This is a genomic window from Elizabethkingia bruuniana (assembly GCF_002024805.1).
Taxonomy (GTDB): Bacteria; Bacteroidota; Bacteroidia; order Flavobacteriales; family Weeksellaceae; genus Elizabethkingia; species Elizabethkingia bruuniana.
Map to the genome: position 1 here is coordinate 3,436,147 of NZ_CP014337.1, position 16,484 is coordinate 3,452,630.

General features: G+C 34.6%; 17 protein-coding genes. 5 read left to right on the forward strand and 12 right to left on the reverse strand.

Features of this window, described 5'->3' with window-relative positions; translation table 11 throughout:
• Positions 1-67: 67 nt before the first annotated feature.
• The 3 genes from AYC65_RS16040 to AYC65_RS16050 are packed head-to-tail and all read left to right on the forward strand — an operon-like array spanning position 68 to position 2,493.
• Positions 68-1,198, forward strand: coding sequence for a serine hydrolase domain-containing protein (locus tag AYC65_RS16040; RefSeq protein ID WP_034868058.1), 1,131 nt, complete (start codon positions 68-70; stop codon positions 1,196-1,198).
• Positions 1,191-1,718, forward strand: coding sequence for a 2'-5' RNA ligase family protein (locus tag AYC65_RS16045; RefSeq protein ID WP_034868060.1), 528 nt, complete (start codon positions 1,191-1,193; stop codon positions 1,716-1,718). Before AYC65_RS16040 ends, AYC65_RS16045 begins: the two co-directional genes overlap by 8 nt.
• A 13-nt stretch (positions 1,719-1,731) precedes the next feature.
• Positions 1,732-2,493, forward strand: a complete 762-nt coding sequence (locus AYC65_RS16050) for a hypothetical protein (protein ID WP_034868061.1) — start codon at positions 1,732-1,734, stop codon at positions 2,491-2,493.
• 36 nt (positions 2,494-2,529) lie between these two features.
• On the opposite strand, the gene AYC65_RS16055 is transcribed toward AYC65_RS16050, so the two are convergent.
• The 6 genes from AYC65_RS16055 to AYC65_RS16080 all read right to left on the reverse strand — a co-directional run bounded on the left by AYC65_RS16055 (position 2,530) and on the right by AYC65_RS16080 (position 8,614).
• Complete coding sequence (locus AYC65_RS16055; protein ID WP_034868063.1) at positions 2,530-3,222, reverse strand: hypothetical protein; 693 nt, start codon at positions 3,220-3,222, stop codon at positions 2,530-2,532.
• A gap of 2 nt (positions 3,223-3,224) precedes the next feature.
• A complete protein-coding gene (locus AYC65_RS16060; RefSeq protein WP_034868064.1) occupies positions 3,225-3,944 on the reverse strand; it encodes a hypothetical protein in 720 nt (239 codons plus the stop codon).
• Positions 3,941-4,651 carry a hypothetical protein gene (locus AYC65_RS16065; RefSeq protein ID WP_052114634.1) on the reverse strand — a complete coding sequence of 237 codons (711 nt, stop codon included), beginning with the start codon at positions 4,649-4,651 and terminating at the stop codon, positions 3,941-3,943. Before AYC65_RS16065 ends, AYC65_RS16060 begins: the two co-directional genes overlap by 4 nt.
• A gap of 4 nt (positions 4,652-4,655) precedes the next feature.
• Positions 4,656-5,378, reverse strand: a complete 723-nt coding sequence (locus AYC65_RS16070; RefSeq protein ID WP_034868066.1) for a hypothetical protein — start codon at positions 5,376-5,378, stop codon at positions 4,656-4,658.
• Between the two features lie 11 nt (positions 5,379-5,389).
• Positions 5,390-5,719 carry a PadR family transcriptional regulator gene (locus AYC65_RS16075; RefSeq protein WP_034868068.1) on the reverse strand — a complete coding sequence of 110 codons (330 nt, stop codon included), beginning with the start codon at positions 5,717-5,719 and terminating at the stop codon, positions 5,390-5,392.
• A gap of 159 nt (positions 5,720-5,878) precedes the next feature.
• On the reverse strand, positions 5,879-8,614 hold the full coding sequence (locus tag AYC65_RS16080) for a M16 family metallopeptidase (protein WP_034868070.1): 2,736 nt from the start codon (positions 8,612-8,614) through the stop codon (positions 5,879-5,881).
• Positions 8,615-8,708: 94 nt separating this feature from the next.
• Here AYC65_RS16080 and ruvC point away from each other — a divergent pair, with 94 nt between their 5' ends.
• Positions 8,709-9,263: a crossover junction endodeoxyribonuclease RuvC gene (gene ruvC / locus AYC65_RS16085; protein ID WP_034868072.1), complete on the forward strand. Its 555-nt coding sequence runs from the start codon at positions 8,709-8,711 to the stop codon at positions 9,261-9,263.
• 4 nt (positions 9,264-9,267) lie between these two features.
• On the opposite strand, the gene AYC65_RS16090 is transcribed toward ruvC, so the two are convergent.
• Positions 9,268-10,392, reverse strand: a complete 1,125-nt coding sequence (locus AYC65_RS16090) for a hypothetical protein (RefSeq protein ID WP_034868074.1) — start codon at positions 10,390-10,392, stop codon at positions 9,268-9,270.
• A gap of 201 nt (positions 10,393-10,593) precedes the next feature.
• On the opposite strand from AYC65_RS16090, the gene AYC65_RS16095 reads away from it, so the two are divergent.
• Positions 10,594-11,682 (forward strand): DUF4407 domain-containing protein, encoded by a 1,089-nt coding sequence (locus tag AYC65_RS16095; RefSeq protein ID WP_034868076.1) that lies wholly within the window; start codon positions 10,594-10,596, stop codon positions 11,680-11,682.
• 41 nt (positions 11,683-11,723) lie between these two features.
• On the opposite strand, the gene AYC65_RS16100 is transcribed toward AYC65_RS16095, so the two are convergent.
• The 5 genes from AYC65_RS16100 to AYC65_RS16120 all read right to left on the reverse strand — a co-directional run bounded on the left by AYC65_RS16100 (position 11,724) and on the right by AYC65_RS16120 (position 16,275).
• Positions 11,724-12,296: a DUF6759 domain-containing protein gene (locus tag AYC65_RS16100; RefSeq protein ID WP_034868078.1), complete on the reverse strand. Its 573-nt coding sequence runs from the start codon at positions 12,294-12,296 to the stop codon at positions 11,724-11,726.
• A gap of 15 nt (positions 12,297-12,311) precedes the next feature.
• A complete protein-coding gene (gene trmB / locus AYC65_RS16105) occupies positions 12,312-12,986 on the reverse strand; it encodes a tRNA (guanosine(46)-N7)-methyltransferase TrmB (protein ID WP_034868080.1) in 675 nt (224 codons plus the stop codon).
• Positions 12,987-13,024: 38 nt separating this feature from the next.
• Positions 13,025-13,840 carry a hypothetical protein gene (locus AYC65_RS16110; protein WP_034868082.1) on the reverse strand — a complete coding sequence of 272 codons (816 nt, stop codon included), beginning with the start codon at positions 13,838-13,840 and terminating at the stop codon, positions 13,025-13,027.
• 101 nt (positions 13,841-13,941) lie between these two features.
• Positions 13,942-14,730 (reverse strand): SDR family oxidoreductase, encoded by a 789-nt coding sequence (locus AYC65_RS16115; RefSeq protein ID WP_034868084.1) that lies wholly within the window; start codon positions 14,728-14,730, stop codon positions 13,942-13,944.
• Positions 14,731-16,275: a MazG nucleotide pyrophosphohydrolase domain-containing protein gene (locus AYC65_RS16120; RefSeq protein WP_034868086.1), complete on the reverse strand. Its 1,545-nt coding sequence runs from the start codon at positions 16,273-16,275 to the stop codon at positions 14,731-14,733.
• Positions 16,276-16,484 lie beyond the last annotated feature (209 nt).

Consider the following 16,484-nt stretch of genomic DNA (forward strand, 5'->3'; position numbering starts at 1 on the left):
TCACTAAATTTAAAATCAGTTATGCTATTTTAATCAATACTCTATTCAAACTTATAACAAAACACTTATGATAAAAAAATTAGGATTTCTATTTCTTTTCACCCTGCTATTTTCATGTAAAACGGAACAGCAAAAAACTATCGACCGCAATGTTGTTATAGATTCTACAATAACAGCATTTCAAACTAAACTTACACAACAGCAGATTGACACCGTATTTAAAAAGTATCACTTCAACGGAAGTATTGCTGTTTTTAAGGACAGTACTATATTATACAGAAAAGAAAATGGCTATTCTAACTTTAAGAGTAAAACTAAGATTGACAACAACACCATTTTTGCCATTGGCTCGGTAAGCAAGCAATTCACCGCTGTTCTCATCTTATTGCAGAAGGAACAAGGCAAATTAAAATTGGAAGATAAAGTTTCACAGTATCTGCCAGATTTTCGAATCAAGGAATACGAAAATATCACCATCAACCAGCTTCTGAACCATACTTCCGGACTGAACATTATGGGTAACAGACTTATGTTTAGAAGCGGGACAGGTTTCTTTTATTCTAATGACGGATTTAATGCATTAGGGCAAATTGTGGAGAAGGTTTCCGGAAAATCCTACGACGAAAATGCCACAGAGCTTTTTATTAAAACTGGCATGCACCATTCGTCCACTGCACTGACTTTTAAAACCGGAAATTTTGCAAGTGCATATCTTGGAAATGAAAAGGTTCAGGAAGTTGTTCCCAATATGCCTAAGCGACTTGCCGGAAAAGAAATAGGTACACCAGCAGGCGGTATCCTCTCTACTATAGACGATCTTCACCTTTGGAATCAGAAATTATACGGAGGTAAAATTCTAAAACCTGAAACACTAAAAGAATTCACAAAGAAAAGTGCGGAAAGACAACATGCAGTTTTTGGGAAAATGGGCTATGGTTATGGCATAATGCTGAATACCGGAAAGCCTGAAGCTTATTTTCATAGTGGATATGTAAAGGGATCTCCGTCTCTAAACATTTATTATCCTGAAACCAAAACTTCTGTTATTATTCTTTCTAATATCGCTGATGAAAATAAAGGTAAAAATGCAGTATTTAATCCACATAAAGAGGTTAAAAACATTACAGATAATCTTCAGAACGTTATCGTAGATTTACAGAAAGATTTACTAAAGCCTGTTGAACATAAAAATGAATAAACTATATTTCATAGCCATCTATCCTCCAAAATTTATTATTGAGGAAATCAGGGTTTTCAAAGAAGATCTGGCGAAAAACTATAGCAATTCCAAAGCACTAAAGAATGATGCCCATATTACTCTCTTTCCACCTTTCTCAAGAGACAAGGCTATGGAACAGGATATTATTACGGCTTTTCAGAAGATAGATACTCATATTTCTCCTTTTGAATTAATCTTAAATGGCTTTGGATCTTTTCCTAATCCCAAAAATCCGGTTTTATTTGTTCAACCAGAAAAGAATGAAAACTTGAATACACTTCATTCCAAAGTAAAAGATCGTTTTAACTTTATAAAAAACTCTTTCAATCCTCACGTAACAGTCGGTTATAGAGATCTAAGCTTTGATAATTTCAAGAGGGCATGGAATTTCTATGAATATAAAGATTACAAAACTAAATTCATAGTCGATGAAATACAACTTCTTCGTCATGATGGAAAATGGGTCCCTATATCAACAAAAAAATTAACCGGAGAATAGTATCTTTGACCACATGAAAAAATTTATATCTCACCTTTTAATATTTCTATCAATCTTTTCTTTTGCACAGAAACCCGACAATGCATTACAAGGCTATTATGGCGTTAAAGGAAATGGAAGTTTATATGGGAGTTTTAATTTCGATGGCAACGGAAAAGTTCTGATCGGCGACATGGCACATGGAGATTATTTTACCCGAAATGACAGCTTAATGATCTATCCTGATAAAGATATTTTTATATTTAAGATAAAAGGAAAAGAACTTCACGGCATATCGACTTGGGTTGAAAATGAAGTATGGAAATTCAATAAAGACTCTATATCCGTAAATAACAGAACGAATCCTGAGCTATCACAGAAGAAAGCAGCACTACTTGCACAATACTACGATAAAAAGAAAAATCAGGGTGATCTGGCCGCATTACTCGATCCGGATTTCATCAGCTTCAACACGGAACTTTGTGACAAAGGGCTTGCAAAATCCTGCCTTGATCTATTCGGAGCCAAAATGCTGGAAGTAACCCCAGGCTTACTCACAGGAAAAGACCTTTCCAAACAAAATATCCAACCTCATCCGGAGCTATTAGCATTAGCACAAAAAATAATCGACATGGGAGAACCTGAAGGCCATACCGCTTTGGGCAGTTATCTATATGCTATAGGCCGAATGGAAGAAGGAGAAAAAGAATGGGACAAGGCTATAGAAAAAGGCAGTAGAAAAGCCTTTCAGGGAAAAGCACTCATGGAGTTTAGTAAAGGCTTGGAAGAGAAATAGAAATAACAGAGAGGGTGCAATTGCACCTTCTCTGTTTTATGCTAGTTTCATTTTAGTAACTTCTCTTTTATATTTAATAAAAACAAAAGCAGAAAATAAACATACCGCCGAGAAATACAGGGGCATACTAAGTGTTAATATTTTACTTAGTAGACTCGTTTCTGATACGTAAAATACACTATAAAACATTTCAGATGACTTTGATACATTAGTTATATTTACCATCGGAAATATAAACATTCCTACAGCCAACTCTACCATCTTATGATAAGCATTCAGTGGACGCTTATTGTAATTTCCTCGCTGAATCAACACCTCAAAGTTTAAGATAAAAACAATAACCGGAAGAATTATAAATCCTGCATAAATAATTGTATAAAATGTTTTAAAACTTTCTATGTCTAATTGATAGGCTCCTAAAACCAGAACTAATAATATCAAGAATGAAATAATCAAAATTTTAGGCATTATTTCTCTTACATACGCACTTCTTATCTTAGCTACAATTTTCGGAACTGCTTTCACATCACTAAAACTAAAATTCTGAAAGGACAATTCTTTCTTCCATTTAGTTTTCACTTGTAAAAAGGCCTCTTGAAAGCCTATACCTTCATGTTCCAGCTCTTCAATCTGAGAAATAATATGATCCTCTATTTCTAAATAAATATCCAACGGAAGTCGTTTATCTTCCAGATATTTCTGTATCTGTTTTCTTTCTAGTATATTCATCGTTATTGTATCTTTTGCAAAAAAGGTTTTATCTGTATAATACTGTTCCGGTATTTTCGAATTGTAATTGCAGATATCACCATGCACAGGTAAAACAGTGCCATCATTACTGTCATTCCACTAAAAATGAATACATCCTTCCATCCAAAAGATGAAGTAAACACCGAGTATCTTATATCATATAGCCTATTCCATGCATTAACATTGCCAATCCATCCTATAAAACCTCCTGTAAAAACTGGAAGCATTACAAATTCCTGATAAACACTCAGTCTGTTAGTGTATTTTCTTTGTAGTTTGAAAAGATCTTTGCTTCGATATACCCAGTAACCTAATGCAACAAAGTAAATAACACATATTATAACTTGTACCCCTTCTACCCATTCACGAGGAATACTCCATAACAAAGCAACATGAATGCCCCATATTAATAATGCTATAGGAAAAGCTTTTGTAAAAGAACTTCTCAGATACCTTTGTTTTATTTTTTTCATTAGCAGAGTAATGTCATCAAAACTATACCATACATCATAGATGGTTTTCATTTCATCATTCCATGAGATTTTAGTTTTTTGCCATGCCACTTCAAAACTCTCACCTTCCGACATCAATAAGGCAACCTGCGTCAGCATATGGTCATATATCTCAGCGGCTATATCCAGTGTAAGTTTTTTATTTAGTAAATAATTTCTGATTATATTTTCCTGTTCAATGGTAATCATAATGTTAACCGTTTTTTTATCTGTTTCACTGATTTTACAAACCTCTGGCTAAATAAAAGGCAATAACAAGCCATTCCTAACCAGAACAATAAAAAGGCAAATATGAAGTAAGTATATAAAGCATCTTCTATCTTATGTGCATTTAACAATTGGTAAAAGTCCGGGATTTGTTTTCTGGAAATCCAAAAAAAATTAAAGCCGCCTAAAATAAAATTCCATACGATAAATTCCCGTTGGTATATTGAAAACTTGTTTGCAAATTTATCTGTAAACCGAAACACCCGGAAATATCTGATATAATACAAGACAGGGGTAAAAGTAGACAGAATCACTATAACCATAAAGACAATTCGGAAAGACGAAATATCTAATTCTGTTGCAGCAAGAATAAGAAGCATTAATACACTCAAGGCAAAGCCTACAGAACGAAAAATTGCGCTTTTACGCCTTTGCCAGTAAATTTTCCTGACAAAAGGTGTTGCCAGAAATTCATTGTAAGTAGTTAATGCAGGACGATCTATTTTCAAATCTTCTTTCCACAATAACTGAACTTCTAAAAATGCTTCTTCATATGTCATATTTTTTGAAACCTCCAAATCCTGAACTTGTGTATGGATATGATCTTCCACTTCCAGCATAATATCCCAGGGAAGTTTTTTTGCTAATAAGTATTGACGTATTGGACTATTTTGTGATGGTGTGTTCATAATATTAAAATTCAAGTGTCATTCTCTCCTTTATTTTGACTACTGCCTTTTTATAACTAATATAATTAAGGTATCCATAAACTACCATATAGATATAAAGATAGCTCATCGTAGCATGCATGAAATCTCCAGGTTTAAAATTATGCTGAAAGAAAATCTCATTTAGACTTCCACTAATCTTTTCGATCTGCGAGTCCACTCCTAAAATATTATTGGCTGTAATAAAAAGGGCCCCTGTAAGCATGAGACTTCCTACACTTCTTTGAAAAACACTTATATTCTTTTTATAATTACCTTTAGTAGTTTCCAGTAGCTTCCGTCCTAAAATAGATACTGCAATTCCTAATATTGCAGCTCCGCCATTAAAAGCAATGAATGCGTAGATAGACAGTTTCGGGATATATAGAATAAAATATGAGGTCACAAAGAATATGGCCAACATTATCAGCAGAGATTTCTTTTGTATTCTAAGCTGATTGCGCATCATTATACTATTCTGCAATCTGGTAATCTTTCTGAATTTATAGGAAAAGAAACTAAACCTCATCTCAAGATCTTTTCCCCATGAAGGTTTAGTCTGTTCAAAAGCATCATCAAAAGTTATATTTTGTTCTGTCTCTAAAGCAGCAACCTGATCGGCCATATGATCTTTTACTTCAAGAAGGATATCCAAAGGAAGTCTTTTTTCGATTAAATAATCCGTTATCTTTTTATCTTGATATTCCATATCTATTGCTATTAAATATTAAAAATAGTATTCAGGTTCAAAATATAACTTTTCATTTCAGCCTCTTGCTCTGCCTGCTGATGCTTACCTTTTTCAGTCAATAAGTAATATTTCCGGTCACGTCCATTTATATTTTGTATTTCAGATGTAATAAGTCCTTCGTCTTCCAGTTTATGTAATAACGGATAGAGTGCTCCCTCCGTCATCTCCAACTCCCCCTTCGTCAGGTCTTTTGCCCTTTGCGTCATTTGATAACCATACATCTTGACTTCCTGAGCTAATAGCTTCAGAATGATATTCTGTAAAGTTCCTTTGTATAATTTATTATTCTTTTTAGACATACCTAATTTTCTTACATATCAAATATACATAAATTTCTTATGCATCAATAAAAAAGGTATCAAAAATTTTGACACCTTTTTATTTCTATGTTTAAACGTTAAATTATTGCTTTATAACACTGCTTCCTGCTCCGAAAACATTTTTCACAAGTATTATATCTACTTTTTACTAAAGTCCCCAACATCTAAAGTGGTCATTTCGCTGGTTTTTAAATATTTACGTAATGCTTCATTTGCTTGTTGAACGTTTATATTTAGCACTTTACTTTCAAGAGTATCATAGTCTTCTAACGGAATATCATATAACAATTTACTATTTACTAATCCCATTAAAGTTCCGTCATTACCCAATCCTGTTTTCCTTGAGTTCTGCCAACTCTGTTTATTTGCTTTAAGTTCTTCATCAGTGAATCCATCTTTTAAAGCTTTTGCAATTTCTTCACGGACAGCCTTGTCTACAGCATCTTTCTTTGTCGGATTAAGGAAAGCATAATAGCCCCATGAAGCAGCATCATTAATATAAGGAACACTCATATATGATCCGGCACCATAACTGATCCCTTCTTTTTCACGAAGACGCATCGGAATTCTTGCTGACAGGAAACCTCCGCTTCCCAGCATTTCATTGGCCAGAAGGAGAGCTGGATAGTCAGGGTTCTTTCTGTCCATCTTAAAGTTTATAGCACCAACTGCTGCTGCATTTTCTTTATCCGGAGTGTTAATGATTTTATCTTCTTTTTTAGACGGGAAGAAAGTTGGAACGACATAACTGTATTTAGTTTTTGTATTCCATTTTCCAAATGTATCTTCCAATACTGTTTTAACAGTTTTTGCATCCAGGTTACCGATTACTGTTCCTACACCGTAGTTAGCTCCAATAAGATTCTGATAGAAATCAACAATTTGTTCACGTTTCACATCTTTATTAAAGTCAATTTGTTCCTGGATTGATGGGGTATAGTAAATATGGTCTTTTGGATAACCTTGGTTTATTCTGCTAATCTCTGTGAATGCTAAGGTCTGAGGATCATTTAAAGATGATTCCAGATATGTATTATATTCTTTTATAGATTTTGTAAGTTCGTCTTGAGGAAATGTGGAATCAGTCAATATATCTTTTAAGATACCCATCACCTCAGCAAAATTATTCTTATATGTATTGATATTCACCGACAGGCTTTGTCCTCCATACCCAAAATTGATACTGGATTTCAATGCGTCCAGTTTATCTTTAAGCTGCTCTTTGGTATATTTTTTTGTTCCGGTTTTCAATAGCTGTGCCATTGCATCTCCAATCTGAGATTTGCCTTTCAGACTTTTTTCATCTCCTATCCGGAAATTAAATGACGCTAATACCTTCTCACCTTTAATCTCTTTTTTAATAAATCCATACTTCATTCCGTTTCCGGTCTTATCTTCTGTCAGGTTTTTCTTTAGGTTAGAAATGCTAGCTTCAAAAGGAGCTACTTCTTTTTCAAGGGCTTTTCCTTTATAGTTAGTTGTTAATCCCGCCAGTTTATCATCAGAGTATTCCAAAGCATTAACTCTTTTCTCATCCTTAGACGGAATAAAAATACCTACAGTCCTGTTATTAGAAGTGAAATACTTTTGTGCAACCCTTTCTATATCGGCCTTGGTCAATTTCTCAATATTGTCACGATATAAAAAGCCGAGTCTATAATCTCCGGCGCCAATAATCTCGGTAAGATTTATCGCATAGCTAATTGTATTATTCTTAATATTATCATATTGTTTTAATAAAGCTGTCTTAGCTCTTTGAACATCCTGATCAGTATATTTAATTGTTGGTATTTTATCCAGTTCCGAACGTACCAAATTTTCCGTTACTTTAATATCCGTATCATTTGGAATATTAATCCCAAAATACATAAAGCTGGCATCTCGTAATGTTTGCTGATATGAATAAATAGAAGCAACCTTATGAGTATCTACAAGTGATTTATAAAGATACCCTGATGGGTCTGAAGTCAAAATATTAGACAATGCATCCAGTGCTGCATAATCTTTATCAGCATATGGAACCGTATGATAGACAGCCCCAAAAACTTTACTATCTCCTGCTCTCTTTAGTTCGACAAATCGTTCTCCATCCTGTGCAGGTTCCAATGTATAGGTTTTATCCAGAACCCTGGTTGGCTTTGGTATAGACCCGAAATATTGTCCAATATATTGTAAAAGTTTTGGTTCATCAAATTTACCCGCAACAACTAATGTAGCATTATCCGGCTGATAATATTTTTCATAGAATGTACGTAGTCTGTCAGCTTTTACTCTTTCAATATCTTCTTTGCTTCCAATCGTGCTATTTCCATAGTTATGCCACAGATAAGCAGTTGAAAGAATTCTCTCCTGCAAAACGCCTTCCGGACTATTTTCACCAATTTCAAATTCATTTCTTACTACAGAGAACTCTTTATCTAGATCAGATTGTAAAATCGTTGCATTGAGCATTCTATCAGCTTCCATTTCCAATGCCCAACGTAGGTTTTCTTCATTAAATGGAAATACTTCATAATAATTGGTTCTGTCATACCAGGTTGTTCCATTAGCATTCCCTCCTTTATCAGAGAGCATTTTCTTGATATCACCTAATTTTTTGGTACTTTTAAAGAGCATATGTTCCAAAAGATGAGCCATACCCTTCTCTCCATAACCTTCATTTTTAGATCCTACATTGTATACTATGTTAACTACAACATTACTTTGTGAGGCATCCGGAATTAGAAGAACTTTTAGTCCATTATTCATGGTATATTGCTTCACTCCTTCAATATTTGAGACAAATTTTGGAGTTTGCTGTGCCTGTGCGTAAGTAACAACTGTCCCGGAAACGGTTGCTGATAACAGTACTGCCTTAAGTACAATTCTATTCATATATTTTGTGGTTTAATGAAATAAATATAAAGATTATTCACGACTTCATGTAATATTAATTTACCTCAATTATTCCCTGTATCTTTGCATAAGGATGCAACACGAAAAAATCATATTAGGTATTGACCCCGGAACAGCTGTTATGGGATTTGGTATTATTTCGGTAAAGGGACAGAAGATGGAATTAATTTCTATACATGAATTAATTCTGAAAAAGCTGGAGACTCATGAAATAAAACTAAAGAAGATATTCGATCGTACTCTTGCATTAATTGATGAATACCACCCGGATGAAGTTGCACTGGAAGCTCCTTTCTTTGGAAAAAATGTACAATCCATGCTGAAATTAGGCCGCGCTCAGGGCGTAGCCATGGCTGCCAGCCTTGCAAGAGACATCCCAATTACTGAATATTCTCCTAAAAAAATAAAAATGGCTATTACCGGAAATGGTAATGCCAGTAAGGAACAGGTTGCCGGAATGCTGAAAAATCTGTTACAGCTAAAGGAATTTCCCACCAAATATCTGGATGCATCAGACGGTCTTGCCGTTGCAGTATGTCATCATTTTAATATGGGTAAAGATATCTCTGAAAAATCCTATTCGGGATGGGACAGCTTTCTTAAGCAGAATCCTGGCAGGATTAAATAAATTATTAATTTAGGTCCAGCATCAATTTGGTCTTAGGATTTGACAATTCTTTAATTGTTTCTTTTATCTTACTATTTAAATCTGCCAAACTCGTAGCTCCGAATAAATAATAGTTTTTTTCAAAGAAACCTTTTTCCGATGATTTTTCCATAATCATACCTAAATCTTCTGTGGTATACTTTTTCAAAAACAGATGTATTAATGCTGCACCAACAAAATAATCAACAGAAGTTCCCTCTAATTTTATCTCTTTTTCTTCATCCAAAAAATTAAAATCCGGATGCTTTTTTGTAAAATCTGAAATCTTTTGGCAATGCCATGCTAATGACTTTCCAATATGCGCATTGTCAGACTTACTGTAAACAGAAAATCCGGACGTCAGCCAGTAATGTGCATTGGGATATTTGATATTAATAAGATGGATAAGCTCATGTCTATGATTTTCGCCTGAAAATGCTGCTGTGTATATTATCTTGTTTTGTGAATCAAAAAAAGCACAATTATCACTTTGCCCCTCTCCCAAAACATAATCAAAGCCTTGCACCGTTCTTACTTCCTTGCAATTTTTTGCGATGTAATAATGTAATTTATCATCATCAAGTTTAAATATTTCCTGTAGTTTATTTACAAAAACATTTGCCTGTTTCGCCTTTGTAGTACTGAAAGAATAATCTGACGGGAAATGATATTCAATATTTCCGACTGTTCTTTCCACCCATCCTTTTGTATAAAAATCAGTATAATTAGATAGCTTATTATCCTTAAATATATAATTTGCTATCGCATATATATTATCTGCCTTATCAGACGGGGACATTAGAACTCTGATTAGTTTAGCTCTTCCTCCAATATCAGATACAGATAAAACATTAGCCTGTGAAATGTAAGCATACAGATTAGGATTCCAGAACCCCTCTGAGAACAAAAAATCATAAGAGGTGAACTTCTTATCTGTGTTCCAGAATTTTTGTCCTCCTTTTCTGTCATCAACAACTTCCATATAAGACTTAAATACTTCAAATGCCTTTTCCTCATTTTTGGAAACATTTTCTCCATTTTTTACAACATGAATCTGGGCAATAATATTCAATGATAAAACAAAAAGTATAAACAGAAAACTCTTTCTCATATTTTTTCACCAAATAAAGAAATAAATTAAACCACATACAACACTTTAAACAAAAATAAGATTAAAACACTGGTTTTCAAAGTACATTACTTGTAAAACTGCTTTACAAGTATTGCACAATTATTTTACTAGGTAAAACATACTACTATTTGTAACATTGGTATGGTTTTTCGTACCTATTAAATTCAAGAGTAAAATTTTATGAAAACATTACAACCCAATATTGCACCCGCTGAAGCCAAAATGAATTGGTTTCAGCACTTTATGATGCTTTGCTCCGGGGCAAACATTCATATTTTGAGAAAAACACCATCCGAGTGGAATAAGTACTCCGGAATCGGTGGCGTAGTATTATTTACTGCTGTATTTGCAACGTTATCTTCCGGCTATGCCATGTATACTATTTTTGACGATATCTGGGCAGCTATAGGCTTTGGATTGCTATGGGGTCTGATGATCTTTAATCTGGACAGATATATTGTTTCTTCTATTAAAAAGACAGGAACATGGTGGAACCAGATACTGATGACTATACCTCGTCTTATTCTGGCAGCCTTCTTAGGAATTATTATCGCAAAACCTCTGGAACTAAAGATTTTTGAAAAAGAGGTTAATAAGCAGCTTAATACTATTATCCAAAGAAATAAGACCGAACTGCAGGCAAAAATCAATAACCGGATTATGCAGCAAAGCGGTCCTTATGATAAGGAAAAGGCTGAAATTAATTCAAAACTTGCGGCTTATCAGAAGTCATATGATTCTGCTTCTGTGGAGCTGGAAAAAGAAATTCTGGGAAAACAATCCGGCCTTACTTCCGGAAAGATAGGTTATGGCAGCAATGCCAAGCGTAAGGAAGAGCTGAAGAAAAACAGGCTTGCAGATTTACAAAATTATCAGAAGCAGATAGCTCCTCGTTTGGAATATCTGGACAAAGAAACATCCAAAGTATATACTAATCTGGAGCAGGAACTAAAGAATTCTGAAGGTGCTGAAAACCGTTTTAATGGTTTTGCCGCAAGACTTCAGGCCCTGGATGAACTTGGTAAAGCGAGTGCAATTATAGCATTAGCTTCAACCTTTATTATGGGACTATTTATATGTCTGGAAATATCTCCTGTACTGATTAAACTTATTTCCTCCGTAGGCCCTTATGACTGGTTGCTGGATAAAAATGAAAATGATGTAAAAGTCTATGCTAAAGAAAAAATAGAAAAAGCGAATATTTCTACCGAATACAGAGTAAACGAGCTCAAAGAAAGTCTTTATCCCAAGAACACATCTACTTTATAAAAACAACCGGACATTCATCTGAATGTCCGGTTTTATATTAGTTATTGTCTGGCTGTGCCTAAAGCCAGCGAAAGATTCTTTTGAATAACCTTGGTGGAGGTATAAGTTGCGCCGCATAGTGAACCGGTAAGTGTATAGGTTCCTTGTGGTAATACCAGAGTATTCTGACCCTTTGCAGGGATTGCCATATTATAATACTTATCACCCTGAATCCTTAGGATCATATTACAATCCGAATTATTCGCCACAAGCAAAATCGCATTGGTGTCACTGATATCGTTATTAAACATCTGATTGAGTACATTCACCGTTTTAGCGTTATGTCCGGATTTATCCTGAGCCATAAGTTTTGCAAATTCTTCAGCCTCCCGCTCCTCAAGAGTTTTAATAACAGGTTTAGGAATATCGGCCGCTTTTTTAGGATTGGCTGCGATTTGTAAAGACAATAATTTCTGCTTTAAGAAGGCAATATCCTTATGTTTAGGATATTTCTTAATGTAAGCCGAAAGCTCATTAATATCCTTAGTTTCCATAATATGTGCAAGTGTCACATTATTAGACGCACAACTCCACAATAAAACCGAACCAAGAATTATAAGTAAAAATTTCTTCATATCGGACAAATATAATTAAATTTTAAATCTTAAATACGTAATTGTCTTCCCTTTTGCAGAAAACAAGCCCTCATAATAAGTTTTAATTTCACGAAGATGTACGGCATCTGTTTCAAATTCAGGAGCTCCGTAAATATCATGATGCGAAACTTCTACATCATAACCTAATGCCTGAAGTATTCCCAAAGTATAACCATGTAAAAATTCAGAATCTGTTTTCAGATGAATATAACCGCCTTTTTTCACAATTTTTTTATAACGCTCTAGAAATTCAGGATGCGTCATTCTGTGCTTAGCCCGCTTAAATTTAATCTGAGGATCGGGGAAAGTAATCCAGATTTCATCAACCTCATCTTTTTCAAAAAACAGATCGATTAATTCTATCTGTGTACGGAGAAAAGCAACGTTGGTCAGATCTTTCTCTACTGCTTCTTTAGCGCCAAACCAAAAGCGCGCACCTTTGATATCTACTCCGATAAAGTTTTTATCCGGAAATGCTTTTGCCATTCCTACACTATATTCTCCCTTTCCACAACCCAATTCTAATACAATCGGATTATCGTTTTTGAAGAAATCAGTTCTCCACTTACCTTTCATTTCATAGCCCGAAAGAGCCTCTTCACGTGTAGGCTGGAAAACATTGACAAGAGTTTTATTTTCTTCGAAACGTCTGATCTTATTTTTACCCAAAATTCAAAATTTAGGGTGCAAAAATAACAAATTTACAGCTATTTATCTCCAATTACAGCTTGTAAGTTGGAATTACGCAGTCTTTTAAGGTAAACCGGGAGATATTTCTCAATAGACATCTCGATCATAGCATATTCTCCACTCTTCACAAGAGACCCCAGATCATCGGATGTATAAACAAACTGCAGGAAATTATCTATTAAGTTTTTAGGAATTTTCAGTTTAATAAAATAATCATCACCATAATAATTATGAAGATTGGTTACATTTTTCTGCATAGCTTCATAAGCATAAAGACGTTCCTGTTTCCTACGTTCACCTGTCAGGATATCGAATACACTTTGTACATTAAATCCAAGTCCTCCATTATTGAAAGAAGCAATCGGGGAACGTGGAGAAGTTCCATCGCCCTTTGGTGAAGGTAATCCTATTTTATTGGCTAAAGCAAGCCTTTTATCTTCCCGGGTAGAAAGTACATCTACTTTGAAGTTTCCGGTAGGCTTAAAGCGTCTTAATACCACTTCTTTAATTTCATGATAAGCTATAGAAAGTTCTACAAGCATCCTTTTGTCCTGAAAATATTGTGGAGTAAGTGTTATATCTTTTCTTTCGGTAACAATGGAAGTAAACCTTATAACATCTCCGACTTTCGCTGGGATATTAAATTCCCCCTGATAATCCGCAAGAACAGTTTTCTGAGTATTGAGGTTTGTTACATAGATCTGATTAAGGTATAATGCAGAGTTGTCCCTTAAGTATATAGTCCCATTAAAAGTCTGCCCCTGAAAAATGAGAATAAATAAGAACAATAAACCAGTAAAATATTTCTTCATATAGGTCGCAAAATTAAACATAAAAAAAGCGAGTTTGCTTTCTTTAGATTTTCAAAACGGGTTAAAGTTTTATTAAACTTTATATGTCTTCTGTTAAAAGTAGTGAAGAATATAAAATTATCTTAATCCATTTTGGAATACTTACGCATCAGATTTTCATAAAAATTCTGTGGCAGTATCCATTTCAATGGTACTCCTATCTTTTGCCCGAATTTCCCGAAATAATAATGCGCTTTCCAGCTTGTCTTATCTAATAAATTCACTACATAATCTGCTACTTCAGAAGGCTCTGCTCCTTCATCTACATGAGCATTCATTAATTCATAAATTTTATTGAATACTGTTTTATAGGCTTCTGAAACCTTTGTTTTAATACGGCTTTCAGCAATATTGGTTTTTATATCCCCTAAATGCAGTGACGTAGCCTGAACATTCCAGTTTTTAATTTCGTAACGTAATGCTTCTGTAGCTTTGTCCAGGGCAGATTTGGAAGCTGAATAGAATCCTCTGAAAGGCAATCCCATCTCACTACCAATGCTGGAAACATTGATAATTTTTCCAAAACGTTTTTCCCGCATATATGGCATCACAGCAGAAATCATTTGTATTGGCCCTACCAGATTAAGATCAAACAGCTTATGAATATCTTCTTTGGTAGTATCTTCAACCGAACCTACCATTCCCATTCCGGCATTATTAATTAGCACATCTATTCTTCCTTCTTTTTCAATAACAGAAAAAACGGCCTGATTAATTTGCTCCTTATCTGTAACATCAACAGAAAGGCCTTTAAAATGGTCACTATCTGCAATTTGTCTGCTAAACCCGTAAACAACATGTCCTTTTTTTGCCAGTGTTTCTGCCAGCGTAAAGCCTATCCCTTTAGAGGCTCCGGTAATAATAATGACCATTTATTTTCTTTTTACCACTTTATAAAAATCCTTCCAAAACTCCGGGTAGGACTTTTCTACTACATTTGGATCGTCGATTTCCAGTGTACGACACAAAGCATATGGAGCAAAAGCCATTGCCATTCTGTGATCATTATATGTGGAAATTGTAATGGTCTCCGCCGGAGTAATATTCTCCAGAGATTTTATAGTTTCATTTGTAATCACTGTGTTAAGACCAATTTTTCTCAGCTCATTCTGCATAGCAGTAAGCCTGTCTGTTTCTTTAACCTTTAGTGTTTCCAAACCTGTAATATAAAAAGGTATATCTAGTGCTGCTGCCGTTACACAAACCGTCTGGGCAATATCCGGGCAATTATTCATATCCAGCTGCATGTCTTTCGGAAACCGGAAGCCTTCTATCGGCTGAAGAGACAATTCATTTTCTGAAACCTCTACCGTTTCTATTCCGAAAAAGCTTTTGTAAATTTCAGCTGAACGGGAATCTGCCTGCAAAGATTTTATATTTAAGCTCTTCAAATTAATCTTTTTCCTGCCTATTGCAGCCAAAGAATAGAAATAAGATGCAGAAGACCAATCGCTTTCTACAACATAACGAATTGGTTCTAATGCTCCGGATAATGGTTTTATCCTGATAATGTTCTCTTCAATAGAAGCATTAATTCCGGCTTTCTTAAGAATTTCGATTGTCATTAACAGATAAGGCAATGATGTAATTTTACCTTCAAGGCTTACATTCAGTCCGTTCTCCAGACTTGCTCCTACCAATAAAAGTGACGTTATAAACTGGCTGCTGATATTCGCCGGAATACTCACCTGATTTTTTTCAATCTTTTTTCCTTTAATTTTTAATGGCGGATATCCTTCTTCACCCAGGTATTCAATCTCTGCATCCAATTGTTTCAGCGCTTCCACCAATGGCTTTATAGGACGCTGTTTCATTCTTTCGGATCCTGTTAATATAACTTCTTTACCTGGCTTTGTTGCAAAGTAAGAAGTAAGGAAACGCATAGATGTTCCTGCATGGTGAATATCTACTATATCACTCTCATCATTCAGAGCTTTTATCAGAAGTGAAGAATCCTGAGAATCGGAAACATTTTCTAAGGTTATATTTCCAAATATCTTCTCTAAAATCAATAATCTGTTCGTTATACTTTTTGATCCTCCAATTTTTACTGTTTCTCCATCCAGCATTTCACAAAACGGAACAGTTGATTGTAGTTTCAGGTTATTCTGGTGTCTTTCTTTATCTCTCTCCATATTAGATTTCATTTTTTTATTAAAAGCTTCCTGTAGATCTGTTCCCGTCTGATTCGCCAGACACAAAGTAACAAAAAGAACATCTGCAAGTTCTTCTCCGAGATCTTTGCTCTTATCCGATTCTTTTTCAGATTGCTCTCCATATCTTCTGGCAATAATTCTGGCAACTTCCCCGACTTCTTCTGTTAACATTGCCATATTAGTCAGTTCGTTGAAGTAACGTACTCCCACTGTTCTGATCCATTCGTCAACCTGATGCTGAAGGCTTTTAATTTCTTCCATAATTTTAATACAATAATGCTATTATACAGAACCCGGAATGATGATTCTGTAGCTTGTTGGTGATTAATTTTTAACAAATATACGATAGATGAATAACTTCCTAAGCAATTAGAAGACTTAATCTGCCAGAACTTATACCTATTTATGCTCTGAATACTCGTTTTATTCAGCTAAATACTAAATTGTATTTTTTTGATCATAACAGATCA